This is a genomic window from Nocardioides segetis (assembly GCF_051390595.1).
Classification (GTDB): Bacteria; Actinomycetota; Actinomycetes; order Propionibacteriales; family Nocardioidaceae; genus Nocardioides.
This window is the reverse complement of record NZ_JBNINR010000007.1, coordinates 19,381-44,850: the sequence shown is the minus strand read 5'-3', so window position 1 is coordinate 44,850 and position 25,470 is coordinate 19,381. Positions and strand designations below refer to the sequence as shown.

22 protein-coding genes are annotated in these 25,470 nt (G+C 71.6%); 4 read left to right on the top strand and 18 right to left on the bottom strand.

The genetic code is table 11. The features are described 5' to 3' along the window. Positions 1 to 13: 13 nt before the first annotated feature. Complete coding sequence (locus ACPZVR_RS14635; RefSeq protein WP_436700334.1) at positions 14 to 1,453, bottom strand: gamma-aminobutyraldehyde dehydrogenase; 1,440 nt, start codon at positions 1,451 to 1,453, stop codon at positions 14 to 16. Positions 1,454 to 1,577: 124 nt separating this feature from the next. Here ACPZVR_RS14635 and ACPZVR_RS14630 point away from each other — a divergent pair, with 124 nt between their 5' ends. Continuing rightward, positions 1,578 to 2,972, top strand: a complete 1,395-nt coding sequence (locus ACPZVR_RS14630; RefSeq protein ID WP_436700333.1) for an aspartate aminotransferase family protein — start codon at positions 1,578 to 1,580, stop codon at positions 2,970 to 2,972. A gap of 91 nt (positions 2,973 to 3,063) precedes the next feature. Here the strand turns inward: ACPZVR_RS14630 and ACPZVR_RS14625 are convergent, their stop codons facing one another. Genes ACPZVR_RS14625 through ACPZVR_RS14610 form a run of 4 tightly spaced genes read right to left on the bottom strand, consistent with a single transcriptional unit; the run spans position 3,064 to position 7,010 of the window. Next, positions 3,064 to 3,879, bottom strand: a complete 816-nt coding sequence (locus ACPZVR_RS14625; protein WP_436700332.1) for an ABC transporter permease — start codon at positions 3,877 to 3,879, stop codon at positions 3,064 to 3,066. Beyond that, positions 3,876 to 4,724, bottom strand: a complete 849-nt coding sequence (locus ACPZVR_RS14620) for an ABC transporter permease (RefSeq protein ID WP_436700331.1) — start codon at positions 4,722 to 4,724, stop codon at positions 3,876 to 3,878. Before ACPZVR_RS14620 ends, ACPZVR_RS14625 begins: the two co-directional genes overlap by 4 nt. Continuing rightward, positions 4,724 to 5,860 carry an ABC transporter ATP-binding protein gene (locus ACPZVR_RS14615; protein ID WP_436700330.1) on the bottom strand — a complete coding sequence of 379 codons (1,137 nt, stop codon included), beginning with the start codon at positions 5,858 to 5,860 and terminating at the stop codon, positions 4,724 to 4,726. Before ACPZVR_RS14615 ends, ACPZVR_RS14620 begins: the two co-directional genes overlap by 1 nt. After that, positions 5,844 to 7,010: a polyamine ABC transporter substrate-binding protein gene (locus ACPZVR_RS14610; protein ID WP_436700329.1), complete on the bottom strand. Its 1,167-nt coding sequence runs from the start codon at positions 7,008 to 7,010 to the stop codon at positions 5,844 to 5,846. Before ACPZVR_RS14610 ends, ACPZVR_RS14615 begins: the two co-directional genes overlap by 17 nt. Positions 7,011 to 7,132: 122 nt before the next feature. On the opposite strand from ACPZVR_RS14610, the gene ACPZVR_RS14605 reads away from it, so the two are divergent. Beyond that, positions 7,133 to 7,597: an Lrp/AsnC family transcriptional regulator gene (locus tag ACPZVR_RS14605; RefSeq protein ID WP_436700328.1), complete on the top strand. Its 465-nt coding sequence runs from the start codon at positions 7,133 to 7,135 to the stop codon at positions 7,595 to 7,597. Here ACPZVR_RS14605 and ACPZVR_RS14600 read toward each other — a convergent pair. The 13 genes from ACPZVR_RS14600 to ACPZVR_RS14540 all read right to left on the bottom strand — a co-directional run bounded on the left by ACPZVR_RS14600 (position 7,557) and on the right by ACPZVR_RS14540 (position 23,834). After that, positions 7,557 to 9,293, bottom strand: coding sequence for an indolepyruvate oxidoreductase subunit beta family protein (locus ACPZVR_RS14600; protein WP_436700327.1), 1,737 nt, complete (start codon positions 9,291 to 9,293; stop codon positions 7,557 to 7,559). The two genes, ACPZVR_RS14605 and ACPZVR_RS14600, sit on opposite strands and share 41 nt — an antisense overlap. Beyond that, the gene (locus tag ACPZVR_RS14595; protein WP_436700326.1) at positions 9,290 to 11,470 is read right to left on the bottom strand and encodes a thiamine pyrophosphate-dependent enzyme; all 2,181 of its coding nucleotides are present in this window, start codon (positions 11,468 to 11,470) and stop codon (positions 9,290 to 9,292) included. Before ACPZVR_RS14595 ends, ACPZVR_RS14600 begins: the two co-directional genes overlap by 4 nt. After that, on the bottom strand, positions 11,470 to 12,261 hold the full coding sequence (locus ACPZVR_RS14590; protein ID WP_436700325.1) for a cyclase family protein: 792 nt from the start codon (positions 12,259 to 12,261) through the stop codon (positions 11,470 to 11,472). Before ACPZVR_RS14590 ends, ACPZVR_RS14595 begins: the two co-directional genes overlap by 1 nt. Next, positions 12,258 to 13,862, bottom strand: a complete 1,605-nt coding sequence (locus ACPZVR_RS14585) for a phytoene desaturase family protein (protein WP_436700324.1) — start codon at positions 13,860 to 13,862, stop codon at positions 12,258 to 12,260. Before ACPZVR_RS14585 ends, ACPZVR_RS14590 begins: the two co-directional genes overlap by 4 nt. Further along, positions 13,859 to 15,331, bottom strand: a complete 1,473-nt coding sequence (locus tag ACPZVR_RS14580; RefSeq protein WP_436700323.1) for a flavin-containing monooxygenase — start codon at positions 15,329 to 15,331, stop codon at positions 13,859 to 13,861. Before ACPZVR_RS14580 ends, ACPZVR_RS14585 begins: the two co-directional genes overlap by 4 nt. Positions 15,332 to 15,342: 11 nt before the next feature. Further along, entirely contained in the window at positions 15,343 to 16,128 is a 786-nt protein-coding gene (locus ACPZVR_RS14575) for an SDR family oxidoreductase (RefSeq protein WP_436700322.1), read from the bottom strand. A gap of 122 nt (positions 16,129 to 16,250) precedes the next feature. Next, positions 16,251 to 17,099: a PaaX family transcriptional regulator gene (locus ACPZVR_RS14570; RefSeq protein ID WP_436700321.1), complete on the bottom strand. Its 849-nt coding sequence runs from the start codon at positions 17,097 to 17,099 to the stop codon at positions 16,251 to 16,253. A 27-nt stretch (positions 17,100 to 17,126) separates the two neighbouring features. Continuing rightward, complete coding sequence (locus tag ACPZVR_RS14565) at positions 17,127 to 17,534, bottom strand: acyl-CoA thioesterase (protein ID WP_436700320.1); 408 nt, start codon at positions 17,532 to 17,534, stop codon at positions 17,127 to 17,129. Continuing rightward, on the bottom strand, positions 17,531 to 19,906 hold the full coding sequence (locus ACPZVR_RS14560; RefSeq protein ID WP_436700319.1) for a bifunctional salicylyl-CoA 5-hydroxylase/oxidoreductase: 2,376 nt from the start codon (positions 19,904 to 19,906) through the stop codon (positions 17,531 to 17,533). Before ACPZVR_RS14560 ends, ACPZVR_RS14565 begins: the two co-directional genes overlap by 4 nt. Before the next feature lies 1 nt (position 19,907). Beyond that, the gene (locus ACPZVR_RS14555; RefSeq protein WP_436700318.1) at positions 19,908 to 21,551 is read right to left on the bottom strand and encodes an AMP-binding protein; all 1,644 of its coding nucleotides are present in this window, start codon (positions 21,549 to 21,551) and stop codon (positions 19,908 to 19,910) included. After that, positions 21,548 to 22,459 (bottom strand): acyl-CoA thioesterase, encoded by a 912-nt coding sequence (locus tag ACPZVR_RS14550; RefSeq protein ID WP_436700317.1) that lies wholly within the window; start codon positions 22,457 to 22,459, stop codon positions 21,548 to 21,550. Before ACPZVR_RS14550 ends, ACPZVR_RS14555 begins: the two co-directional genes overlap by 4 nt. After that, positions 22,456 to 22,941, bottom strand: a complete 486-nt coding sequence (locus ACPZVR_RS14545; protein ID WP_436700316.1) for a cupin domain-containing protein — start codon at positions 22,939 to 22,941, stop codon at positions 22,456 to 22,458. The genes ACPZVR_RS14550 and ACPZVR_RS14545 overlap by 4 nt, the downstream gene beginning before the upstream one ends. A gap of 8 nt (positions 22,942 to 22,949) precedes the next feature. Then, complete coding sequence (locus ACPZVR_RS14540; protein ID WP_436700315.1) at positions 22,950 to 23,834, bottom strand: fumarylacetoacetate hydrolase family protein; 885 nt, start codon at positions 23,832 to 23,834, stop codon at positions 22,950 to 22,952. A 141-nt stretch (positions 23,835 to 23,975) separates the two neighbouring features. Here ACPZVR_RS14540 and ACPZVR_RS14535 point away from each other — a divergent pair, with 141 nt between their 5' ends. Then, entirely contained in the window at positions 23,976 to 24,407 is a 432-nt protein-coding gene (locus ACPZVR_RS14535) for a RidA family protein (protein ID WP_436700314.1), read from the top strand. Between the two features lie 96 nt (positions 24,408 to 24,503). Continuing rightward, positions 24,504 to 25,469, top strand: a complete 966-nt coding sequence (locus tag ACPZVR_RS14530; protein ID WP_436700313.1) for an AraC family transcriptional regulator — start codon at positions 24,504 to 24,506, stop codon at positions 25,467 to 25,469. Position 25,470: the final 1 nt, after the last annotated feature.

The following is a 25,470-nucleotide window of genomic DNA, read 5'->3' as shown; positions in this document are numbered from 1 at the left end:
GGTCATCGTCGGCTCACGCGCCCGTGTAGGACATCACGTGCTTGACGCGCGTGTAGTCCTCGAGGCCGTACATGGACAGGTCCTTGCCGTAGCCGGAGTGCTTGAAGCCGCCGTGGGGCATCTCGGAGACGAAGGGGATGTGGGTGTTGATCCACACGACGCCGAAGTCGAGCCGGCGCGACATGCGCATCGCCCGGCCGTGGTCGCTGGTCCACACGCTCGACGACAGGCCGTAGCGGACGTCGTTGGCGTTGCGCACGGCCTCCTCCTCGTCGGCGAAGCGCTGCACGGTGATGACCGGTCCGAAGATCTCGTCCTGGACCGCCTCGTCGTCCTGGCGGAGCCCGGAGACCACCGTGGGGTCGTAGAAGTAGCCGCCCTCGCCGCCGGTGACGGTCGGCCGGGTGCCGCCGGCCTCGATCCGGGCGTGGTCGGGCAGCCGGTCGACCAGGCCGGCGACGCGGGCGAGCTGGTCGGGGTTGTTGAGCGCGCCGTAGAGGACGTCGGGGTCGTCGGGCAGGCCGGTGCGGGCGCCGCGGGCCTGCTCGGCGAGCGCGGCGACCAGGTCGTCGTGGACGCCCGCGGCGGCGAGCACCCGGGTCGCGGCCGTGCAGTCCTGGCCGGCGTTGAAGTAGCCGGCGGTCGCGATCGCCTCGGCCGCGGCCGCGACGTCGGCGTCGTCGAAGACCACGACCGGCGCCTTGCCGCCCAGCTCCAGGTGCACCCGCTTGAGGCCGGCCGCGGCCGACCCGGCGACCTCCATGCCCGCCCGGACGGAACCGGTGATCGCGACCAGCTGCGGAGTGGGGTGCTCGATCAGGGCACGGCCGGTGTCGCGGTCGCCGCACACGACGTTGAGCACGCCGGGCGGCAGGAACTCCGCGGCCAGCTCGGCGAGCAGCACCGTGCTCGCGGGGGTGGTGTCGCTCGGCTTGAGCACGACCGTGTTCCCGGCCGCGAGCGCCGGGGCGACCTTCCAGATCGCCATCATGAGCGGGTAGTTCCACGGGGTGACCTGCGCGACCACGCCGATCGGCTCGCGGCGTACCCAGGAGGTGTGGTCCTTGAGGTACTCGCCCGCGCTGCGACCCTCGAGGACCCGGGCCGCGCCGGCGAAGAACCGGAGCTCGTCGACACTCGGCGGCAGCTCCTCGTCGGCCGTGAGGCCGAGGGGCTTGCCGGTGTTCTCCGACTCGACCCGGACGAACTCGTCGGCCCGGTCCTCCAGGGCCTGCGCGATGCGCAGCAGTGCCTCCTGGCGCTCCTTCGGCGTGGTGTCCCCCCACGTCTCGAAGGCCCGCTCGGCGGCCCGCATCGCCCGGTCGACGTCCTCCGGCCCGCTGGCGGGCGCCGTCGTGTACGCGCGACCGGTCGCGGGGTTGACGACGTCGTAGACGGCTCCGGTGGCGGCGTCGACGGACGCGCCGTCGATGAAGTTGCGCAGGGGGGTCATGGCTGGGGAGCGTAGCCACCAGGTCGACATCGCGAAACCCCTGGCGCCACGAAATCCGTCGCCATCCGGCTGAACGACAACGGATTCACTTGCCGATTCGGCGTGGAGGCGTCACGATGGTCGGGTGGTAGACACAACGACGCACGACGCCCTCCAGCAGTCCGCCCGGGACCACCTGTGGATGCACTTCACCCGCATGTCGTCCTACGACACCGCCGAGGTGCCGGTGATCGTCCGCGGCGACGGCGCCTACGTGTGGGACGCGCACGGGCGCAAGTACCTCGACGCGCTCGGCGGGCTGTTCGTCAGCCAGCTGGGCCACGGGCGCGCGGACCTCGCGGAGGCCGCCGCGAAGCAGGCGGCCGAGCTCGCCTTCTTCCCGCTCTGGTCCTACGCCCACCCCACCGCGATCGAGCTGGCCGCGAAGCTCGCCGACCACGCGCCGGGCGACCTCAACCGGGTCTTCTTCACCTCCGGCGGCGGCGAGGCGGTCGAGTCGGCGTGGAAGCTGGCCAAGAACTACTTCAAGCTCGTGGGCAAGCCGCTGAAGCACAAGGTGATCAGCCGCGCGATCGCCTACCACGGCACCACCCAGGGCGCCCTCTCGATCACCGGTCTCCCGGGCCTGAAGGCGCCCTTCGAACCGCTGGTGCCCTCGACCTTCCGGGTGCCCAACACCAACCTCTACCGCGCGCCGTCGTTCCTGGAGGGCGCCGACGGCACCGTCGACCCCGAGGTCTTCGGCCGCTGGGCCGCCGACCAGATCGCCGTCGCGATCGAGAACGAGGGCCCGGAGACGGTCGCCGCCGTCTTCCTCGAGCCGGTGCAGAACGCCGGCGGCTGCTTCCCGCCGCCGCCGGGCTACTTCCAGCGGGTGCGCGAGATCTGCGACCAGTACGACGTCCTGCTGGTCTCGGACGAGGTCATCTGCGCCTACGGCCGCCTCGGCCACATGTTCGGCGCCGAGCGCTACGGCTACCAGCCCGACATCATCACCTCGGCGAAGGGCATCACCTCCGGCTACGCGCCGCTGGGCGCGATGATCGCCAGCGACCGGGTCTACGAGCCGTTCGCCCACGGCACGGAGACCTTCCTCCACGGCTACACCTTCGGCGGTCACCCGGTCTCCACCGCCGTGGCGCTGAAGAACCTCGAGATCTTCGAGGAGGAGAAGGTCCTCGAGGGCGTGCGCGAGAACGAGGACGCCTTCCGCGGCACCCTCGCGAAGCTGCTCGACCTGCCGATCGTCGGCGACGTGCGCGGCGACGGGTACTTCTACGGCATCGAGCTGGTCAAGGACAAGGCCACCAAGGAGACCTTCGACGAGGAGGAGTCCGAGCGACTGCTGCGCGGCTTCCTCTCCAAGGCACTCTTCGACGCGGGCCTCTACTGCCGCGCCGACGACCGGGGCGACCCGGTCATCCAGCTCTCCCCGCCGCTGATCTGCGGCCAGGAGCACTTCGACGAGATCGAGCAGAGACTCCGCTCGGTCCTCACCGAGGCGGCAGGGCTGCTGTAGCCACCGGGGACGCTCGGCAGCAACCACCGTCGCACCCAGCGGCGGTCCGGGACGTGGGGAGCCCGGGCCGCCGCTTCGTCGTACCCGGAGCTCAGGCCGCGACCCGCTTGCGGGTGACCAGCATGTTGCCGACGACGAGGAACAGCGAGATCAAGAACATGACCGTGCCGACGACGTTGACCTGCATCGGGATCCCGCGCTGGGCGACGCCCCACACGAACATCGGGAAGGTGACGGTCTGGCCGGCGTTGAGGTTGGTGATGATGAAGTCGTCGAAGGACAGCGAGAAGCTGAGGAGGGCCGCGGCGGCCACACCGGGGAAGACTAGGGGGAAGGTCACCCGCCAGAAGGTCGTCCACTCGCTGGCGTAGAGGTCCATGGCGGCCTGTTCGAGGTTCTGGTCCAGCCCGGCCAGTCGTGCCTTCACCGTCACGATGACGAACGACAGGCAGAACATCACGTGCGCGATGAAGATGGTGACGAAGCCGAGCCGGCCGCCGAAGCCGCCGGCCACGAAGAGGGCGAGCAGCGAGGAGCCCATCACGATCTCGGGCGAGGCCATCGGCAGGAAGATCACGGTGTTGGCCACCGAGCGGCCGGCGAAGTCGTGGCGGACCAGCGCGAACGCCGCGAGGCTGCCGAGGATCGTCGCCACGAGGGTCGCCAGCAGCCCGATCTCGATGCTGCGTACGACGGCCTCGCACATGCCGTCCGGGCGGCAGGGGTTGGCCCAGTTGCTCCAGGTGAAGTCACGGAACGCGTACACATTGCGGGACTCGCTGTTGTCGTTGAAGCTCATGAGCATCACGACGGCGATCGGCACGAACATGTAGACGAGCACGAGCAGGCCGGCGGCCAGCACGAGGTGCTCGCCGATCCAGCGCCCGGCCCTCTGCAGTGGGGTCATACGAGCTCCTCCGTCCCGGCCGTGCGGATGTAGAGCATCACCATCGCGACGATGATCGCCATGAGGACCACCGACAGCGCGCCGGCGGTCGCGTAGTCGCCGGTGCTGGTGAACAGGTTCTGGATGACGTTGCCGACCATGCGCTGGTTGGGGCTGCCCAGCAGCGCGGCGTTGATGTAGTCGCCGGCGGCCGGGATGAAGGTCAGCAGCGTGCCCGCGACGACGCCCGGCTTGGACAGCGGCAGGGTCACCTTGAGGAAGCCGCGGGTCGGGGAGGCGTACAGGTCGCCGGCGGCCTCGATCAGCCGCCCGTCGATCTTCTCCAGGCTGGCGTAGAGCGGGAGCACCATGAAGGGCAGGAAGTTGTAGACCAGCCCTGCGATCACCGCCACGGGCGTCGCGAGCAACCGGCCGTCGTCGCCGAGGATCTGCAGGAACTGCAGGGTGTCGACCACGAAGCCGTCGTCGGCCAGGATCAGCTTCCACGACAGGGTGCGGACCAGGAAGCTGGTAAAGAACGGAGCGATCACCAGCACCAGCAGCAGGGTGCGCCACCGCCCGGCCTTGAACGCGATCGCGTAGGCCAGGACGTAGCCGAGCACCAGGCAGATCGCGGTCGCGACGGCGGCGTACCACAGCGACCGCACCAGCGGCCCCCAGAACTGCTGGAGCGCGTCGACGAAGTTCGCGAACCGGTAGTCGACGTCGTAGCCCGTCAGGACCGAGCCCTCGGGATTGAAGAGGCTGGTCGCGAGCAGCGAGTAGAACGGGATGACGAAGAAGAGCGCGAGCCACAGGCCGGCCGGCAGCATCAGCCAGTAGCCGGTGAACCGCCCGCGCCTCATCAGGACTCCTCGACGACGCCGGCGTTGACGTCCTGGCTCGCGGGCAGCAGGAACGCGAACTCCGGGCGCCACGACACGTCGACCTTGGTGCCGGTGGCGAGGACGGGACGCCGGCCGGTGTTCTGCTCGAAGGACATCAGCTCCTGGCCCCAGGGCATCATCACGAGGTACTGGGTGCTGACGCCGACGAAGCTGACGTCGGTGATGACGCCGCCGGTCATGTGGTTGCCCGGCGCGTCGATCGGCTCGCCGACGGGAGCGACGAGCACCTTCTCCGGCCGGATGCCGACCCAGCCCGCGCCGCTGTGGACGTGGGCGCGGTCGGCGGGGATGGAGACCTGGGTGCCGTGCATGTCGACCCGCACGAGGTCGGCGTCGGCGCTGCTGACCGTGCCGGCGATCAGGTTGGACTGGCCGAGGAAGTTGGCGACGAAGGTGGTGTGCGGGTTCTCGTAGAGCTCGGCGGGGGAGCCCAGCTGCTCGATCACGCCGCCGTTCATCACCGCGATCGTGTCGGCCATCGTCATCGCCTCCTCCTGGTCGTGCGTGACGTGCACGAAGGTGAGGCCGACCTCGGTCTGGATCCGCTTGAGCTCGATCTGCATGGAGCGGCGCAGCTTGAGGTCGAGCGCGCCGAGCGGCTCGTCGAGCAGCAGCACCTCGGGCCGGTTGATCAGCGCCCGGGCCAGGGCCACCCGCTGCTGCTGTCCGCCCGACATCTGCGGCGGCTTCTTCCGGGCCTGGGCGTCGAGCTCGACCAGCGCCAGCATCTCCCGCACCTGCTGGTCGACGTCCTTGACCTTGCGGCGGCGCAGGCCGAAGGCGACGTTCTCGTGGATGTCGAGATGCGGGAAGAGCGCGTAGTTCTGGAAGACGGTGTTGACCGGCCGCCGGTACGGCTTCTCGTAGGTGATCTCGCTGTCCCCGAGGTGAATCGCGCCGGAGGTCGGCGTCTCGAGGCCGGCCACCATCCGCAGCGTGGTCGTCTTCCCGCAGCCGGACGGGCCGAGCAGCGCGAAGAAGGTGCCCGCGGGGATCTCCAGGTCGAGGGAGCGCACGGCCGTGAAGGTGGCGAACTCCTTGGTGAGCGCGGTGAGCCGAAGACTCCGGGCCCCGCTGTCAGCCGCCAATGACATCGGCGAAATCTCCTTCGTAGGCGCGGATCTGGAACTCCTCGAGTGCCATGAACGAGTGCATCGTCTTCAGGGACTCGGCGGACGGGAAGATCAGCTGGTTGTCGACGAGGCTCGGGTCGACCTTCTCCATCGCCTCCTGGGCGCCCTTGACCGGGCAGATGTACCAGACGTACGCCGCGAGCTTCGCGGCCACCTCGGGCTCGTAGTAGTAGTTGATCCACTCCTCGGCGTTGCCCTGGTGGGTCGCGAGGTTGGGGACGAGCATGTTGTCGGACCAGATCATCTGGCCCTCCTCCGGCGCGACGAAGACCAGGTCCTCGTTCTCCGCGGCGGCGACGTCGCCCGACCAGGCCTCGCAGGCCAGGATGTTCCCGGCGGACAGGTCCTGGATGTAGTCGTTGCCGGTGAAGGCGCGGATCTGGCCGTCGCCCCGGGCCTTGCGCAGCCGCTCGATCGCGTTGTCCCAGTCGTCTTGGTCGAAGTCGGCCGGGTCCGCGCCCTGGGCCAGCATGATCAGGCCCATCGTGTCGCGCATCTCGGTCAGCAGCGAGATCCGACCGCGCAGGTCGTCGCGGGAGAGCAGCTCCTCGAAGGAGCGCACCTCCTTGACCTTCGACCGGTTGTAGGCGATGCCGGTGAGGCCGCTCTGCCAGGGAGCGGAGTAGGTGCGCTCGGGGTCCCAGCCGACCCCCTGGAGCGAGTCGATGAGGTTGGCGTGCAGGTTCGGGACCTTCCCGGCGTCCAGCGGCTGGATCCAGCCGACCTGGATCATCCGCGCCGCCATCCAGTCGGTGAGCATGAAGAGGTCGCGCTTCGACGACTGGCAGGAGCCGAGCTGGTTGACGACCTTCGCGAAGAACTCCAGGTTGTCGTTGACGTCGGCGGTGTAGCTGACCTGGATGCCGGTGCGCTCCTGGAACTCGGTGAGGGTGGAGACGTAGTCGCCGTCGTCCTCGTCGATGTAGCCCGGCCAGTTGGAGACGACGAGCTCCCGATCCGAGGCGGACAGGTCGCGGGTCCGGCAGGAGGCGGGATCCTGCTTGCGGTCCGGCGTACCGAACAGAGGGAGGACGCCGAGACTGGCGCCGCCGACCAGGAGCCCGGCACCCCCGCGGAGCGCCGCTCTGCGACTCAGACGGGCAGAAACCACCGATCGCCTCCTCCCAGGAACGGAACCAGGCGATCGTGACATGACCTAGGTCACATGACAAGCGATTCCGAAGGGAAGTTAGGTGATTGCAACGAAATCCGTACCTGCCTAGGATCGAGGCCGTGTCCAAGCCCAAGCCGACGCCGCTCGACGACGTCTCGAAGGCCATCATCGCCGAGCTGCAGGAGGACGGACGCCGCTCCTACGCCGCCATCGGCAAGGCCGTCGGCCTCTCCGAGGCGGCCGTGCGGCAGCGGGTCCAGCGGCTGGTCGACAGCGGCGTGATGCAGATCGTCGCCGTCACCGATCCCACCGAGATCGGCTTCGCGCGCCAGGCCATGATCGGCATCCGCGCCACCGGGGAGCTCGAGCCGATCGCCGACGCCCTCGCGGAGGTGAAGGAGGTCGACTACGTGGTCATCACGGCCGGCTCCTTCGACCTGCTCGCCGAGGTGGTCTGCGAGAGCGACGCCCACCTGCTGGAGATCATCTCCAGCAGGATCCGCACCATCGCGGGCGTGCTGTCCACCGAGACCCTGGTCTACCTCAAGCTTCGCAAGCAGACGTACTCCTGGGGAGTGCGCTGAGCGTGGTCCGCAGCGCCGTGCCGTCCTCGTCGGCGAGAGCGGCGGTGCGCAGCCCGGCCAGCGTGGCCGCGGCGTCCGGGCGCCCGGCGATCGAGGCGACGGCGTCCATGAGCAGGCCGAAGCTCTCCTGCCCGTGGTGGTGGGTCGCCCCGTAGCCCTTGAGGACGCGCTGGCACTCGACGATCTCGCGGGCGAGCTCGGGGTCGGTCGCGCCGGCGGCGGCCGCGCGGTTCAGCCAGGCGTCGATCGCGGCCTGCTCGCGCCCGAAGCGCAGCGAGCGCGGGCGCAGCGGGCGGAAGCGGGCCATCAGCCACAGCAGCGTGAACCCGATGATCCCGGTCGTGTTGACGACGATGCCGTTGCGGGTGATCTTGTCGACGACACGGGTGAAGTACGCCGAGCGGGCGAGTCGGCGCCCGAGGCGGGTGGGCAGGGTGTCGGTGATCTCCTCGGCCTGGGGGTGGAGGTACTCGCGGACGTTCACGAGCTGGCCGGGCGCGGCCTTCGCCTCCGCCCGCACGCCCTCGATCCGGTGCCGCCGGATCTTCTGCTGGGCGACGTGGATGGTGTCCTGGTAGGTCATCCAGAGGGCGACGTGGCGGGCCGCCTCGGTGGTGAGGGCGGCGGCCCCCTCGGCGTCGGGGTCGAGCGCGGCGAGTCGACCGACGCGGTCGAGGTACCGGTCGGCATACGCAGGGTCCTGGTAGACGGCCGTGCGCACGCAGCCGTGCAGCAGCATCGAGCGCGCGGCGACCGGGAACGCGCTGGCGACCCGCGCGGCCTGCGGCTGCAGGTGCGGGCCGACCAGGTGGCCGGGGTGGCTGCGCGCCACCTCGTCGCGACGGCGCTCCTCCTCTGCCGCGGCCTCCTCGGCCGGGTCGACCGGCCGCCGGCCGATGGTGATCGGGACCGGACCGTTGCCGGCGGGCGCGGCGGCTGCGGGAGCCGGGCGCGGCACGGGAGCGGGGCGGCCGGCGGCGTCGAAGCCGGCCGCGAACGCGGCCAGCGAGGCGTCGACGCCCTTGCCCGAGGCGCGGATCGCGTCCTCGAAGGCCACGCGCTCGAAGGGCAGCTCGCCGGAGCCGGCGAGAGCGCCGAACAGGGCGGCGCTGATCACGCTGCGGGCCTCCTCGGCGAGCTTCATGAAGTCGGCCGCGATCAGCCTGCGCGAGCCGGCGTGCGCCGCCTCGAGCAGGCCGGAGCTGTCGACCCGGCCGTCGCCGAGGGCGAGCCGCTCGTCCATCGAGTAGACCCGGTTGGTCGAGGCGATGAGCGTCGTCCGGTCCGGGGTGGCGAAGCCGCGCTGGACGGCGCGGCCGGCCTCCATCAGCTCGGAGGCGATGACCACGTCGACCTCCCCCGGGGTCGGGAAGAGGCTGAGCACCGGCTCGGTCCGGACGCCGGTGGGCCGGTCGCCGGTGGCCCGGTCGCCGGTGGTCTGGTCGCCGGCCCGCGGGTAGAGCTCGACGTAGTAGACGGTCGCGCCCGTGCGCTGGGCGACGCCGGCGACCGAGGTGTTCTGGGCGTGGTAGCCGGCGGTCTCGCCGACCGCGACGATCCAGTCGGCGAGGACGCCACCGCCTTCGCCGCCCATGGCGAGGATCGCGATCGTGATCGGCCGGCGACCCGCCGCCCAGCTCGCGGCGTCGGCGGGGAGGTCGGCGGGGAGGTCGGCAGGGATGGTGGGCGTGGTCATCGGGAGGTCACCTCGTAGCGGGCGGCGCGGCGCTCGACACCGCGGGTGAGCAGGCCGATCCAGCCGCCGCGCAGCCGGGCCAGCAGGCGGTCGCGCCGGTGGGGGTTGTAGACCAGGTCGGTCCGGTAGAACGACGGGCACAGCGAGGCCGCGTGGGCGTTGGCGCCGCACACGCCGCAGCCGACACACGAGTCGAGCACGGTCGCGACCGGGTCGGTGCGCATCGGGTCGGGGTTGGCCTTGATGGTCAGCGACGGGCAGCCGGAGACCCGGATGCAGGCGTGGTCGCCGGTGCAGGTGTCGGCGTCGACGCCGAAGCGCTCCTTGACGACCCGCTTGCCCTCCTTGATCGCCTTGGCGCGCTGGGGCTTGACCCGGCGCTGCCGGTTGAGCTGGCACTCGCTCTGCGCGACGACGACCTTGGGTCCGGCCTCCTTGGTGGTCAGTGCCTTGACGAAGACGTCGCGCAGGGCGCCGATCTTGTAGGTGTTGCTGACCGTCCTGACCCAGGAGACGCCGACGCCGCGCACGGCCTTCTCGATGGGGTGCTTGGTCGAGCGCAGCACGCTGTCGGCCTGGGACGAGAGGACGTCCTGGCCGCCGGTGGCCGCGCTGTAGGCGTTGTCGACGACGAGCAGCAGCTGGTCGTTCTGGTTGAAGACCGCGTTGCCGACGCCGCTGGTCAGGCCGTTGTGCCAGAACCCGCCGTCGCCCATCACCGCGATCGTGCGGCGGTCGGCGTCCTTGGAGTTGAGCGCCGCGGCGCCGGCCGAGCCCAGGCCGTAGCCCATCGTCGTGGCGCCGAGGTTGAACGGCTCGTTGATCGCGAACAGGTGGCAGCCGATGTCCGCGCTCACGTGGTGCTGCTTGCCGGTCTCCTTCTCGGCCAGCTTGAGCGCGCTGAAGATCGGGCGCTCGGGGCAGCCGGTGCACAGCCCCGGCGGCCGCGGCCGGACGACGGCGGCGTCGACGCGGGGCGCGAACGGGCTGCGCGGGTCGTCCTCGGGCATGAGCAGCGAGGGGCTGCTCCGGACGACGTCGGGCAGGTACTTCTGCAGGAAGGCGTCGAGCCCGCGGGTCACGGCGGCCGCGGTGTACTCGCCGGCGACGGGGAGCAGGTCCTTGCCGTGCAGCGCGACCGGCGAGCCGGCCCGGCGCAGGATGGCGTTGAGGTTCTGCTCGATGTAGTCGGGCTGCCCCTCCTCGACCAGCAGCACGGCGCGCTTGTCGGCGCAGAAGTCGAGGATCTCCTCGTCGACCACCGGGTAGGTCACGTTCATGACGTAGACCGGCACCTCGGTGTTACCGAACGCGTCGGAGCAGCCGAGCAGCTCCATCGCCCGGTTGAGCGTGTTGTAGACGCCGCCCTGGACGATGACGCCGACGTCGGCGGTGTCTGACCCGTCGGGGCCGAGGACCTCGTTGAGGCCGCGGCTCCTGATGAACTCGACCGCGGCCGGCCAGCGGTCCTCGATCTTCTCCTTCTCGTGCAGGAAGCTCGCCGGCGGCAGCACGATCCGGTCGAGCCGGCGCGCGGGGTTCTCGATCGCGTCGGTCACCGTCATCGGCGGGCGCTGGTTGTCCTTGGCGGTGAAGCTGCCGTAGAGGTGGCACGAGCGCAGTCGCAGCTGGAGCATCACCGGCGTGCTGCTCGCCTCGGAGAGCTCGAAGCCCGCCTCGACGGCATCCACGATGGCGCTGATGTTGGGCCGCGGGTCGAGCAGCCACATCTGCGACTTCATGGCGAAGGCGTGCGAGCGCTCCTGCATGATGCTCGAGCCCTCGCCGTAGTCCTCGCCGACGATGACCAGCGCGCCGCCGGTGACGCCGCCGCTGGCGAGGTTGGCGAGCGCGTCGGAGGCGACATTGGTGCCGACCGTCGACTTGAAGGTGATCGCACCCCGCAGCGGGTAGTTCACCGACGCGGCCAGCATCGCGGCCGCGGTGGCCTCCGAGGCGCTGTTCTCGAAGTAGACCCCGAGCTCCTCGAGGATCTCGTGCGCGTCGCCCAGCACGTCCATCAGGTGGGAGATCGGCGCACCTTGGTAGCCGCCGACGTAGGCGACGCCGGACTGCAGCAGCGCCTTGGTGACGGCGAGGATGCCCTCGCCGGAGAAGGTGGTGCCCGCCCCGGCGCGCAGCTTCAGCACCTCGTGGGCGAAGGACCGCTCAGCCATCAGGCGGGGACGATCGCGAGCGCGCGGGCCGGCGAGCCCGTGCCGCCGACGATCGGGAGCGGCGCGACGATCAGCACCGCGCCGGTCCGCGGCAGCCGGTCGAGGTTCTGCAGCTGGGTCAGGCCGTACTTGTCGGCCCCGAGCAGGTAGTGGTGGACCGGGAAGGGCGGCTCTAGGCGGCCTGCCTGTCCCGCGTCGATGCCGACCGTCTCCACTCCGAAGCCGCTGATCGACGACGCCGCGAGCCACTGGGCGCCGTCGGCCGAGACGCCGGGCGTGTGCGGACCGTTCTGGTCGGCGTTGGCGAACGCCTCGGCATCGCGGCTGTACCTGCTCCAGCCGGTGCGGAACAGCAGCCAGGCGCCCTCGGGCAGCGGGCCGTGCTGCGCGACGTACGCCTCGAAGTGCTCGGGTCCCAGCAGCAGGTCGGGGTCCGCCTCGGCCTCGACGGTGAAGTCGATGACGACGGCGGGACCGACCAGGCGGGACGGCGGGATCCGGTCGACCGAGTGACCGTCGCGACCCGTCGCCCAGTGGGTCGGGGCATCGAGGTGCGTGCCGGTGTGCTCGCCGGTGTGGATGTTGTGCCAGCCCCAGAACGGACCGTCCGCGTCGAAGTCGCTGACCTTCTCCAGGGAGAGGGGGATGGTGTTCGCGAAGGGCTCGGGCAGCTGGAGGATCGGTGTCTCCGACGAGAGCGGTGCGGTCAGGTCGACGACCGTCGCGGCGCCGGTCGCGAGAGCGGCGAGCAGGCCGTCGAGGGCGGTGGTCGTGCTGGGGATCGTGGTCATCGGCGGAACCTTTCGGGGAGGCGGCGCAGGCCGCGGACGGTGAGGAGCTGCTGGGCGACGAGGTGACCGGAGCCGCCGCCGAGGCCGGGGCCGGGGTGGGTGAACGCCCCGATGTGGAAGAGCCCGGCCACTCCGGTGCGGTGACCGGTGCCCGTGCCGGGGCGCCACAGGAGCGACTGGTCGAGCTCGGCGGCGCCGCCGTACGGGTCGCCGTGGACCGCGTTGGCGTTGGCGGCGCTGAGGGCGGTGGGCGAGATGACGTGGCGGGCGATGACCGTGTCGGCCAGGCCGGGGGCGTGCTCGGCGACCCTGGCGAGCACGCGGTCGGCGTACGCGTCGGCGACCTCGGCGCTCCACCCGTCGCGGACGTCGATCTCGCCGGCGGCGTCGCCGGCCGGCGCCCACGGCACCTCCTGGAGCTGCAGCCAGAGCGTCGCCCGGCCTGACGGCGCGCGGGTCGGGTCGAGCACGCACTGCTGGCCGACCACGACCGTGGGGGCCGAGGGCAGCAGCCCGGCCTCGGCCTGGGCACAGGCGATCGCGGTGCTGTCGGCGCCGTTGCTGACGTGGATCAGGGGTACGGCGTCGAGACGGCTGTCGCTCCAGCGGACGGGACGCTCGAGCGCGAGGTGGATCTGCGTGGCAGCGCGTCCCGGTCGGTGCCGGGCGACGGCCCGTCGGCCGGCGTCCCCCACGTCGCCGGGGGAGAGCAGTTGCTCGTAGAGCCGGCGGGTCGACGTCGACGCGAGCACGGCGCGGCCGGCGACGAGGCGCTCGCCGCCCGCCTCGACGGCGACGGCCCGGCCGTCGCGCACCACGATCCGGTCGACCGACGTCCCCGGCAGGACGTCGACCCCGCGCTCGGCGAGCAGGCCGGCGAAGGCGGCGACGAAGTGGCCGGCGCCGCCCTCGACGACCGGCAGCCCGACCGCGTGCATGGTGAACGCCATCACCGGCAGCATCAGCCCGCCGGTCGCCTGGTCGGGGGCGAGGCCGGCATGCAGCAGCCAGGGCGACCAGAGCTGGTCGACCTCGAAGCCCGCGAAGCGCTCGCGGACCAGGCCGCGACCGGACTGGGTCGAGACCCGCATCAGCTCGCCCAGGCCGTCCCGGCCGAGGCCGCGCAGCGCGCCGTGCCCGAGGCGGGCGAGGTCGCCGGTGCGCAGCTCGGAGCCGAGGGCGCCGAACACGTGGGGTGCCCACTGGTCGAGCTGGCCCAGCAGCTCGGCGTAGGCGCGGGCGTCGTCGGCGTGCGCGAAGTCGACCGCCGTCTTCTCGGGATCGCGGTCGGCGACCACGGTGCCGCGCTCGGAGACCGACGCGGTGACGGGCCCCTCGGCGTTGCGGTAGACGAGCCCGTGCCGGTGCAGGTCCTCGCCGAGCGTGGCGTAGCCGCCGCCGGCGACGAAGAGCGGGTGCCACGAGCTGAAGGTGTCGTGCACGAAGCCGGGCGCGGTCAGCTCGTCGGAGGCGATGAACCCGCCGAGCCGGTCGCGCTCCTCGACGACCGCGACCCGCCAGCCCGCCCCGGCCAGGTCGGCCGCGGCGACGAGCCCGTTGATCCCGGCGCCGACGACGACGGCGTCGTAGTGCCGGCTCATGAGGCCGACACGCCCAGCCGGCGGGCCAGTCGCGGCGTGATCTTGCGGTAGTTGCTGGGGTTGATCGGCAGCAGCCACTGGCGGGCGCGGGTGAGCGGTCCGACGTTGAGACCGACGTCGGAGAGCACCTCGTCGATGTTGTGCACCGAGAACGGGATGATGTTGGTGCCGCGGGCGTGCTGGCCGCGCGTCCGCTCCCGCATCCAGGCCAGCCGGTCGCGCACCGCGACGTGCATCTCGGTGGTGCTGGGCAGGGTGTGGTTGCCGCCGAGCATCGAGCCGATCCAGATCGCCGACACCTCGGCCGAGAGCGGCGAGAAGAACGACGAGTTGTAGCCGGCGAAGCTCAGGTCCGGAAGGTAGATCGGGTGGATCTGGCGGTAGAGCAGGTAGTCGCCGTTCTCGTCGGTCAGCTTGTCCATGACCTCCGGCGGCAGGAACGGCAGGTCCTGCGACCAGCCGGTCGCCGCGACGACCACGTCGACGGGGATCATCGAGCCGTTGCTGAGCTCGGCGAACGGCTTGCCGTCCTGCTCGACGAAGCGCTCGATGATCGTGTCGCGCTGGACGTCGATCCGGCCCTCGGCGACGCCCTCGAAGAAGCCCTCGGAGGCCAGCGAGACCGTCGAGCGCGCGATGTCGGAGAACTGCCCCTCGGGCACCAGGTCGAGCTCCTCGAGCCCGAGCTGCTTGGTGGTGACCTTCTCGACGCTGCCGAGCATGCCGTTGGCCATGGCGGAGTCGCGGGCGTGCAGCAGCCGCTCCGGGCCGGCCACCGATCGATAGCGGAAGAGGCCCTCACCCAGCCGGGTGAGCATCAGGTACTTGTAGTTGAGGACGCCCTTGACCTTGCGCGGCATCTTCCAGAGCAGCTCGCGCGCCACCACGGTGGTCGACGCGGCGACCTTCGAGATCTCCACGGTGATGTCGCAGGCGGACTTGCCGTAGCCGACCACGACGGTGTGCTTGCCGCGCACCTGGTCGAGCTCGTGCCAGTCGCTGGCCGCCAGCACCTCGCCGCCGAGCTTCTCGAACAGGTCGAGGTTCTCGAACGGCGGGATGAACGGGCGGGAGAAGATGCCGCTGGCCAGCACCAGGTGGTCGTAGTGCTCGGTGCCGGACGCCGTGGTGACGTCCCAGCCGCCGCCCTCGGTGGGCGCGGCCAGCTCGACCTCGGTGTTCAGCCGGAGGTGCGGCAGCAGGCCGAAGCGCTCGGCGTACGCCGTCAGGTAGCTCTGGACCTGCTCGCCGGAGGGCCACTCGGGGTAGTCCTTCGGCATGGGCACGTCGGAGAGCGCGTAGGTGCCCTTGTTGTTCTGGGTCTTCAGCCCGGGATAGCGGCGGGTCGAGCTCCACACGCCCCCGACGTCCGGGGTCTTCTCGTAGACGGTGACGTCGTGCCCGAGCTGGCGCAGCACCTTGGCGGAGGAGAGGCCGGCGAAGCCGGCGCCGACGATGGCGATCTTCATGGGAGGGTTCCTCACTCGGCGAGCTGCGGGATGGTGGGGACGGCCTGCTCGGGCCCGAGGGCCGAGTAGCCGCCGTCGGCGGCCCAGTCGGCGCCGGTGACGACCGACGCGGCGTCGGAGACGAGGAAGGCCACGACCCGGCCGATCTCGACGCCGTCCCCGACCCGGCCGGTCAGGTGGAAGGGCGCCGCCACGCGGTCGGTCTTGGCGCGGTCGCCGCCGGAGAGGTCGTCCATGATCTTCGACCAGGTCCAGCCGGGGCTGACCGAGTTGACCCGGATGCCGTCGCCGGCGAGGTCGGTGGCCATGGAGCGGGTGAGCTGGACGATCGCCGCCTTGGACGCGGGATAGACCCAGCGGCCGGTCTGGGCCACCTTGCTGGAGATCGAGGTGAAGTTGACGACCGCGGCGTGCTCGCTGGCCCGCAGGTGGGGGTGCGCCGCGCGGACCACCTCGACGATGCTGACCAGGTTGACGTCGAGCGCGGTGAGCCAGTCGCCGCGACTCGTGGCAAAGCCGTCGTCGAGGTAGGTCGCGGCGAGGTTGACGACGATGTCGATGCCGCCGAAGCGCTCGACGGTGGCGGCCACGAGATCCGCGACCGCGGCGTCGTCGGTGATGTCGGTCCGGACGAACCAGACCTCGTCGCCGAGCTTCTCGGCCGCGGTGCCGCCGGTCTCGTCGATGTCGGCGACCACCACGCGGGCGCCGGCCGCGGCCAGGGCGCCGATCACGCCGTGGGCCAGCAGCGTCGCGCCGCCGGTGACGATCGCGGTCCGACCGGTCAGATCGCTCATGCTGGATTCCTCCGCTCCTCGCTGCGACGCACGTCACATCGCGTGGACCGGGACACTAGGCAGCGACGGCGGCCACCACTATCCGGAATGCGCGGGCGTCATCCGCGAACCGCGGGAGGTTCTCAGGAGACGGGCCAGTGGCGCGCGGCGTGCGCCAGCGCGCGGCCCTCCAGGGTGGCCACGAGGCGCTCGAACAGCGCGACGGCGTCGGGCCCGCTCCAGTCGGGACTGAGCAGCTCGCGGGGCAGGCCGGGGTCGCGGTAGGGCAGTCGCCGCCAGCCGTCCACGACGGTGAGGTAGGTCGTGAAGGCGCGCTGCGGGTCGACCACGCCGCTGGCGTCGATCTCGTCGGCGACGGGCCCGAACTCGTCGATGAACGCGCGGTAGCGCCCGTCGATGCCGGTCAGGTCCCAGCTCTCGTAGAGCAGGGAGGCGAGGTCCTGACCGGCGACGTGGTCGCCGACGAAGACCGCGCTGTAGCGGGTCAGGCCGAGCTCGGAGATGGCCCGCTCCGCCGCCGCCTGCATCCGCGCCGGGGCGATCCACATGGCCGTCCCGACGTTGCCGAAGCCGAGCGAGCTCAGGTGCGCGCGCAGCTGCTGGCGCTTGCTGCGCTCGGCCTCGGGGACGGAGAAGTTGACGATGCACCAGCCGTCCTCGAGGGCGGCGGACTGGCGGCTGTGCCAGATCACCTCGTCGCCCGCGGCGAGCGAGCGCAGCGCCTCGGGGGTGAGGGCGTAGCCGCGGATGCCGCCGCGGCTCTCGGAGTCGAGCCAGCCGCGCTTCTTGAGCCGGAAGACGGCGGTGCGCACCGACGGCCCGTCCAGGCCGAGGGGGCCCAGCAGGTCGATGCTGCCGCCGATCGGCATCCAGTTGCCCATGCGGCGCACGACCGCGCCCAGGAAGCTCACGACCACGGTCCGCGAACCGCGCCCGCGGGCCTCGGTGGGGGCCGGTTCCGTGGTGCTCATCGGGAGCATTGTGCCCGACCGCGGGCGCTACTCCGCGACGTCCAGCACGGCGCGCCAGGCATCCGGCCAGGGCGACGCGGTCCCGCCGGCCGGATCGAGGTGGACGGTGACGTAGCGGCCGCGCGCCGCCCGCACCGGGGGCGTCCCGGCGGGACCGCCCCACACCTCGAAGCCGAAGGTGAGGGACGAGCGGCCCAGGCGCTCCACCCGGACCGTCGCGGCGACCTCGTCGCCGAAGCGCAGCGGCGCCTCGAAGTCGACCTCGTAGCGCACCCGCGGCGCCACCGGGAAGTAGCCGTCGAGGCCGAGGCCGCGGATGAGCGCGGCCTCGGCGGACTCGACGTACCTCGCGATGGCCGTGTTGTGGTGGATGCCCGCGGCGTCGGTGTCGATCCACTCCACCCGGCCGCGGTGGGTGCCCGCGGGCACCCTCACACCGCCGCGGGTGCCCGGCCCGGCGTCCAGCGCACGTGCACGAGGTCGGCGTCGCCCTCGCGCAGCAGCTGCAGCCGCGGCGGGATCTTGTCGGTGCGCGACGTCGGCGGTCGGCGGCGCCCGGCCCGCCACGGGTCGGGCCAGCGGACGGCCGGTCCCTCGTACTCCTGCTCGACCGCCGCATGGAGAGTCCACTGCGGGTCGTAGAGGTGCGTGCGACCCAGTGCGCACAGGTCGGCCCGCCCGGCGAGCAGGATCGAGTTGACGTCGTCGTACGACGAGATGGCACCGACCGCGATGACGGCGACCCCGGCGGGCGCGGCGACCTCGTGCCGGATCCGGTCGGCGAACGGGGTCTGGTAGGACCGGCCGAACGCGGGCTTCTCGTCCTTGCTGATCTGCCCCGACGAGACGTCGATCGCGGCCGCGCCGTGCTCGATGAACGCGCGGGCGATCTCGACGGCGTCCTCGTCGGTGTTGCCGTCGGGGATCCAGTCGTGGGCGGAGATGCGGACCGTCACCGGGATCTCCTCGGGGACGGCGCCGCGCACGGCGTCGAAGACCTCCAACGGGAAGCGCAGCCGGTTCTCCAGCGAGCCGCCGTACTCGTCGGTGCGCCGGTTGGAGATCGGCGACAGGAACGCCGAGAGCAGGTAGCCGTGGGCGGCGTGCACCTCGACCAGGTCGAATCCCGCCTCGACGGCACGGCGGGCGCTGGCGACGAAGTCGGCGACCACGCGGTCGAGATCGGCTCGCGTTGCCTCCCGCGGCACATGGCAGGCGGGACCGTAGGGGAGGGGCGACGGGCTGATCACCTCCCAGTTGCCCTCGTCGAGCGGCACGTCCATGCCCTCCCACATCAGCTTCGTCGAGCCCTTGCGACCCGAGTGCCCGAGCTGGACGCCGATCCGGGCGGGCGAGCGCTCGTGGACGAAGGAGGTGATCCGCGCCCACGCGTCGCGCTGCTCGTCGGTCCACAGACCCGGGCAGCCGGGGGTGATCCGGCCCTCGGGCGACACGCACGTCATCTCGGTCATGACGAGCCCCGCGCCTCCCATCGCCTTGCTGCCGAGGTGCACGAGGTGGAAGTCGCCGGGCACGCCGTCCACGGCGGAGTACATGTCCATCGGCGAGAGCACGACGCGGTTGGGCAGCTCGAGCCGGCCGATGCGGGTGGGCTGGAACATCGCGGGCGCGCCGTCCCCGGCGCCGTACCGCTCGGAGAAGGCGCTCTCGACGACCCCGGCGAAGCCCGGGTCGCGTTCCTTGAGGTTGTCGAACGTGATCCGCCGCGAGCGGGTGAGCAGGTTGAACACGAAGGTGGTGGGGTCCTGGTCGGCGTACCTGCCGATGTTCTCGAACCACTCCAGCGAGGCCTGGGCCGCGCGCTGGGTCGACTCGACGACCGGCTTGCGCTCGCTCTGGTAGGCCTCCAGCGCGTCCGCGACCGTCGGGTGCTCGTGCAGGCAGGCGGCCAGCGCGAGGGCGTCCTCCATGGCGAGCTTGGTGCCCGAGCCGATCGAGAAGTGCGCGGTGTGCGCGGCATCGCCGAGCAGCACGACGTTCTCGTGGTGCCAGCGCTCGTTGCGCACGGTGTGGAAGTTGAGCCACTTGGAGTTGTTGGTGAGGATCTCGTGCCCCGCGAGCTCGCGCGCGAAGATCTCCTTGATCCGGGCGACGGCGTGCTCGTCGGACACGCCCGGACCGAACACCTCGTGCTCGGTGGCGTCGAACCCGGCCCGGCGCCACACGTCCTCGTGCATCTCGACGATGAACGTCGACCCCGTGGCGGAGTAGGGGTAGCCGTGGATCTGCATGGTGCCCCACTCGGTGTTCTTCACGAAGAACTGGAACGCCTCGAAGACCAGGTCGGTGCCGAGCCAGATGTACTTGTTGTGCCGGCGGTCGAGCGAGGGGCCGAAGACGTCGGCGTGCTTGGTCCGGATCGTCGAGTTGAGACCGTCGGCGGCCAGCACGAGGTCGTACGACGCCCGCAGCACGTCCACGTCCGGCGCCTCGGTGCGGTAGTGCACGGTGACGCCGAGCTCGGCGACCCGCTCCTGCATGATCTGGAGGAGCTCCTTGCGGCTCATCGCGGCGAAGCCCTGGCCGCCGATCGTGTAGGACGTCCCGTCGACGTCCACGTCGATGTCGGTCCAGCGCGCGAACCGTGCCTCCATCCGGTCGTGCACGACCTGGTCGGCGCCCTCGATGCTGCCGAGGGTCTCGTCGGAGAAGACCACGCCGAAGCCGAACGTGTCCTCGGGGGCGTTGCGCTCCCACACGGTCACCTCGTGGGCGGGGTCGAGCTGCTTCATCAGTGCGGCGAAGTAGAGCCCTCCGGGCCCGCCGCCGGCGATGGCGATCTTCATGTCAGGTCTCCGATCCGACGATCTCGCGCAGCTTGAAGTGCTGCAGCTTTCCGCTGGCGTTGCGGGGGAGGGACGCGACGAAGCGCACGTCCCGCGGGTACTTGAAGGGAGCCAGCCGGCTCTTGACGTGGTCCTGCAGCTCGACGGCCTTCGCCGCGTCGCCGCTCACTCCGTCGCGGAGGACGACGAACGCGCACACGATCGCCCCGCGGTCGGGGTCGGGCCGCCCGACGACCGCCGTCTCGACGACGTCGGGATGCGACTCGAGCGCGATCTCGACCTCCGGGCCGCCGATGTTGTAGCCGGAGGAGACGATCATGTTGTCGGTGCGCGCGCGGTAGGAGAAGTAGCCGTCCTCGTCGCGGACGAAGGTGTCGCCGGTGACGTTCCAGCCGTTGACGACGTAGTCGGCCTGGCGCGGGTCGTCGAGGTAGCGACAGCCGACCGGGCCGATGACGGCGAGCCGGCCCTCGACGCCGGGGCCGAGCTCGTTGCCGTCGAGGTCGAGGATCGCCGCGCGGAAGCCCGGCACCGGCCGGCCGACGGTGCCGGGACGGATGTCCTCGCCCGCGGCGGAGATGAAGATGTGCAGCATCTCGGTGCCGCCGATGCCGTCGACCACGTCCAGCCCGGTCGCGGCCCGCAGCTCCTCGCGGGTCGCCGCGGGCATGTGCTCGCCGGCGGTGACGGCGACCCGGAGCCCGGCGAGCCGGCCGGCGCGCTCGGAGCGGAGGATCTTCTTGTACGCCGTCGGCGCGGTCGCGAGCACCGTCACGCCGTGCTCGGCGACCAGGTCGGCCAGGTCGGTCGGCGACGCCGCCTCGGTGAGCAGCGCGCAGGCGCCCGCCCGGAGCGGGAAGACCACGAGCATGCCGAGCCCGAAGGTGAAGGCCAACGGCGCCGAGCAGGCGACGAGGTCGTCGGGTCCGAGATCGAGGACCGCACGCCCGAAGGTGTTGTCGATCGACAGCACGTCGCGGTGGAAGTGCGTGGTGATCTTGGGGACGCCGGTGGTGCCGGAGGTGGGCGCGAAGAGCGCGACGTCGTCGGCGGCGGTGTCGACGGCGGCGAACGCGGTCGGCTTGCCGGCGCACCTGCGCACGAGGTCGTCGAGGTCGGCGGGGTCGTCGCTGCCGTAGGTGACCACGGCGAGGGCGGGCGCGACCGCGTCCCGGACGGCACGCACGTCCTCGGCGACGCGGTGGTCGACCAGCGCGACGGTGGGCCGGGTCCGCTCCACGATGGGCGTCAGCTCGGTCGCCCGCAGCGCCGCCATCGTGGTCACGACGATGCCGCCGGCCTTGAGGACGCCGAGCCACGCCGCGACGGTCCACGGGTTGTTGGGGGAGCGCAGCAGCACCCGGTTGCCGCTGACCAGGCCGAGGTCGTCGACGAGCACGTGGGCGACCTGGTTGGCTCGGGCGAGCAGCTCGCCGTACGTCCAGACGGTGCCGTCGGGGGTCCGCAGCGCGGGTCGGTCGGGTGCCCGCGTCGCGACCGCGTCGATCAGCTCCGCGCCGGCGTTGAGCCGCTGCGGGTACTGGAGCAGCGGCGTGGTGAACTCCAGCACGGGCCACTGCGACGCCGGCGGCAGGTGGTCGCGGGCGAAGGTGTCGGCGTACCCGCTCGGGCTCAGCCTGCTCACGGCGACACCGCCGCGCGGATCATGCCCTCCTGGACGACGCTCGCGACGAGGGTGCCGTCGGTGGTGAAGAACCGGCCGACCGCCATGCCCCGGCCGTCCTCGACCGAGAGCGCCTCCTGGGCGTAGAGCAGCCAGTCGTCCATGCGGACCGGCCGGTGGAACCACATCGCGTGGTCGAGGCTCGCCGTCACCAGGCCCTCGTCGGCCCAGGCCAGGCCGAGGACCCGCAGCGCGGGCTCGAGGATCGTGTAGTCGCAGACGTAGGCGAGCGCCGCGGTGTCGCGCTGCTCGGCGGTGAGCCCCTCGACGTCGCGCAGAGCGTCGTACGGCCGCACCCAGATGGCCTGGTGCGGGCTCCGCTCGCCCTCGACGGTGAGGTAGACCGGGCCCGGAACGTGCCGCATGTCGAAGCTGCGTCCGTGCTGCCAGTAGTCCTTGGACACCTCGGTCATCGTGCCGCCGCTGCGCTCGGCGAGGTAGGCCGCGGAGGTCGGCAGTGTCTCCGGCCCGGGCAGGTCGTCGGGCATCGACGCCTGGAAGGACCCGCCCGGCTCGCCCGCCGCGAAGCTCGCCATGCAGACGTAGACCGGCTTGCCGTTCTGGAAGCCGCGCACCTGGCGGGTGCTGTAGCCGCGCCCGTCGCGGAGCACCTCGACCTCGTAGCGGACCTCGGCGCCGATGTCGACGGGGCGCATGAAGTAGGAGTGCATGGAGTGCATGCTCTTGCCGCCGGGGCCCCCGGGGACCGTGCGCGACGCGGCCACGAGGGCCTGGGCGACCATGTCGCCGCCGTACGCCTTGGGCCACGGGCAGGGCTGGGTGGTCGCGGTGAAGGCGTGGTCGAAGACCTCGGCCGGGCACTCCTTGAGCGTGACGGCGTCGGTGAAGATCCGGGAGGTGGGGTTCACGGCCGGTCCGTCCAGTCGGGCAGCTCGCCGTCGGTGACCTGCGGCAGGTTGACGACGATGTTCTCGGGGGTGCGGGTCGTCATCCAGGTGAGCGGGTTGTTGCGGTCGAGATTGCACTCGACGTGCGGCATGAACGGCGGCACGAACACCCAGTCGCCCTCGGACATGTCGATGTAGTCCTCGAACCTCTCTCCGAAGTAGATCCGGGCCCGGCCGGAGAGCACGTAGCCCCCGGTCTCGGCCTCCCCGTGGTGGTGGGGGACCGAGCGGTAGCCGGCGAGGTTGTGCACCTTGCCGAACCAGATCCTCGTGGCGGGCGTGTGCTGGATGCTCACGCCGGAGACCCGGGTGGCGCCCTCGCTCTGGCCGGTCAGGTCGGGCTCGAAGCCGGCGCGGGTCACGACCGGCACCACGATGCCGCTCTCGTTGGCGTAGACCGAGTTGTCCCCGATCAGCTCGTACTTGCTGAGGTCTGGCTCCATGAGGGCTCCTAGGTGAGGGAGGTGAGGGAGGTGAGGGAGGTGAGGGCGGGGGTGAGGCGGACGGTGTTGCGCAGGGTGCCGATGCCGGAGACCTCGGTCTCCAGGATGTCGCCGTCGGCGAGGAAGCGCTGCGGGTCGCGCGCGACCCCGACGCCGCCGGGGGTGCCGGTGAGCACCAGGTCGCCGGGGCGCAGGGTGGCGAAGGTCGAGACGTAGGCGAGCAGCGCGGCCGCGTCGAAGACCAGGGTCGCGGTGCTCTCGCGCTGTACCTCCTCGCCGTTGACCCGGCAGACCACGTCGACTCCCGCGGTCGGATCGAGCGCGTCGGGAGTCACCAGGACCGGGCCGACCGGCGTCGAGGCGTCCCAGGCCTTGCCCTGCAGCCACTGCAGGGTGCGGTACTGCCAGTCGCGGGCGGAGAGGTCGTTGGCCACGGTGTAGCCGGCGATCGCGGCCAGCGCCTCGTCGCGACCGGCCCGCCGCAGCGTGCGGCCGACGACGACGGCGAGCTCGGCCTCCCAGTCCCACTGCGCGCCGGCGGGGAGCACCAGGTCGTCGGTGGGACCGGTCAGCGTGTCGGCGAACTTCGCGAAGAGCGTCGGGTACGCCGGCAGCTCGCGCCCGGTCTCCCGGATGTGCTCGCCGTAGTTGAGGCCGCAGCAGATCACCTTGCCGGGTCGCGGCACCGGGAGCACCGGGACCGCGCCGGCCACGACCGGGCCCGCGCCGTCGGCGAGCCGAGCGGCGTCCCAGCCGCCGTCGGCGTCCGCGGCGGCGAACAGTGCCGACAGGTCGGGGGCGGGCAGGGCGTGCCACGCGCCGTCGGCGTCGTCCGGGTGCTGGACGGCGGCGGTCGTGCCCCCGTCGGGGATCGTGACGCTGGCGAGCCGCATCCGGTGCTCCTTCTGCTCAGGCGGTCGAACCGATATTTCATTCTGCACACGTTCATTGCTGTGATGTCAATAGATTGCTACGGTGGCGTCCACCCGAAGTTCCGGTGAGCCCGAAGTTCCGTGACCCCCGAGGAGACCGCGATGCCGACCGATCTCATGCCGCTGGCCGTCAACCCCGCCGCCCTGCCCGTCCCGAGCGGCTTCTCGCACGGCACGCTGAGCGGCAACACGCTCTACCTCGGTGGCCAGACGGCCCTCGACAAGGAGATGCGGATCGTCCCCGGTGGCATCGTCGAGCAGTTCCGCCAGGCGTTCGGCAACGTGCTCGCGACCGTGCGGGAGGCCGGCGGGATCCCCGAGGACCTGGTGAGCATCACGATCTTCCTCACCGACATCCCCGACTACCAGGCCCACGGTCGCGAGATCGGCAGGGTGTGGCGCGAGCTCGCCGGCCCCGTCTACCCGGCCATGGCCGGCATCGGCACCACCGGTCTGTGGCAGCCGGAGGCGCTGATCGAGATCATGGGCGTCGCGGTCATCCCCGACGAGCGGCTGGTGCGTCCCGAGAGCTGACGACGACATTCGTGCCGTGCGACGACCGTGGATCTGTTGACATATCACCGGTCCGGGTGCGGCAATAGGTCAGCAGCGACCCACAGGAGCGTTCCGATGGCCACGACCCTTCTCTCCCGGCACCGCCAGATCGCCACCGTCGAGCTGGAGCAGGCCCGGGACGAGGTCGCGCGGCGGTTCTGCGCGCATCGGCTGACGCTGACCCGGGCCTCGGGCCGGCTCGACATGGTCCACAACGCGGCGGCCATCGGCGGCGACGTGACGCTCAACTACCTGCGCTACGGCGACGAGGTCCGGATCACGCCGGGCCGGTTCGACGACTTCTTCCTGGTCCAGGTGCCCCTCGCCGGCACCGCCCGGGTCAAGGTCGGCGACCGGGTCGTCGCCTCGGACCGCACCCACGCGTCGCTGGGCTCGCCGACCGAGCCGGTCGACATGCTGTGGAGCGACGGTTGCGAGCAGCTCCTCGTCTACCTCCGCCGCCAGGCGGTGGAGGAGCTGGCCGGCGAGGGACACGGGTGCGGGACGCCGGTGGTCTTCGACCCGATGATGGACCTCGAGGCCCCCTCGCTGCGGGCCTGGCTCCGTCTGGTCCACCTCGCCCTCGACGACATCGAGGCCGGGGGAGCGCTCTTCCGCTCACCGCTGGCCGCCACCCACTTCGAGCAGACGCTCATCTCCGGGCTGCTGGCGGCGCAGCCCAACAGCAGCGGCGCTGTCGCGCCCGCGCCGGTGCCTGGATCCCGGGTGGTGCGCGCCGTCGTCCAGCTGATCGAGTCCGAGCCCGAGCGGGCCTGGCGGCTCGCGGAGCTCGCCGGACACGTCGGCGTCTCCGCCCGGACCCTGCAGGAGGCCTTCCAGCGCGAGCTGGGGACCAGCCCCCTCGAGCAGCTGCGCCGCACCCGGATGGAGCGGGTGCGCCGCGACCTCGTCGACGCCGACCCGAGCACGACCTCGGTCACCGAGGTCGCCGCCCGCTGGGGGTTCTTCCACCTCGGGCGCTTCTCCCAGGCCTACCGGGCGGCGTACCAGGAGCTGCCGTCGCAGACGCTGGCCGGCTAGT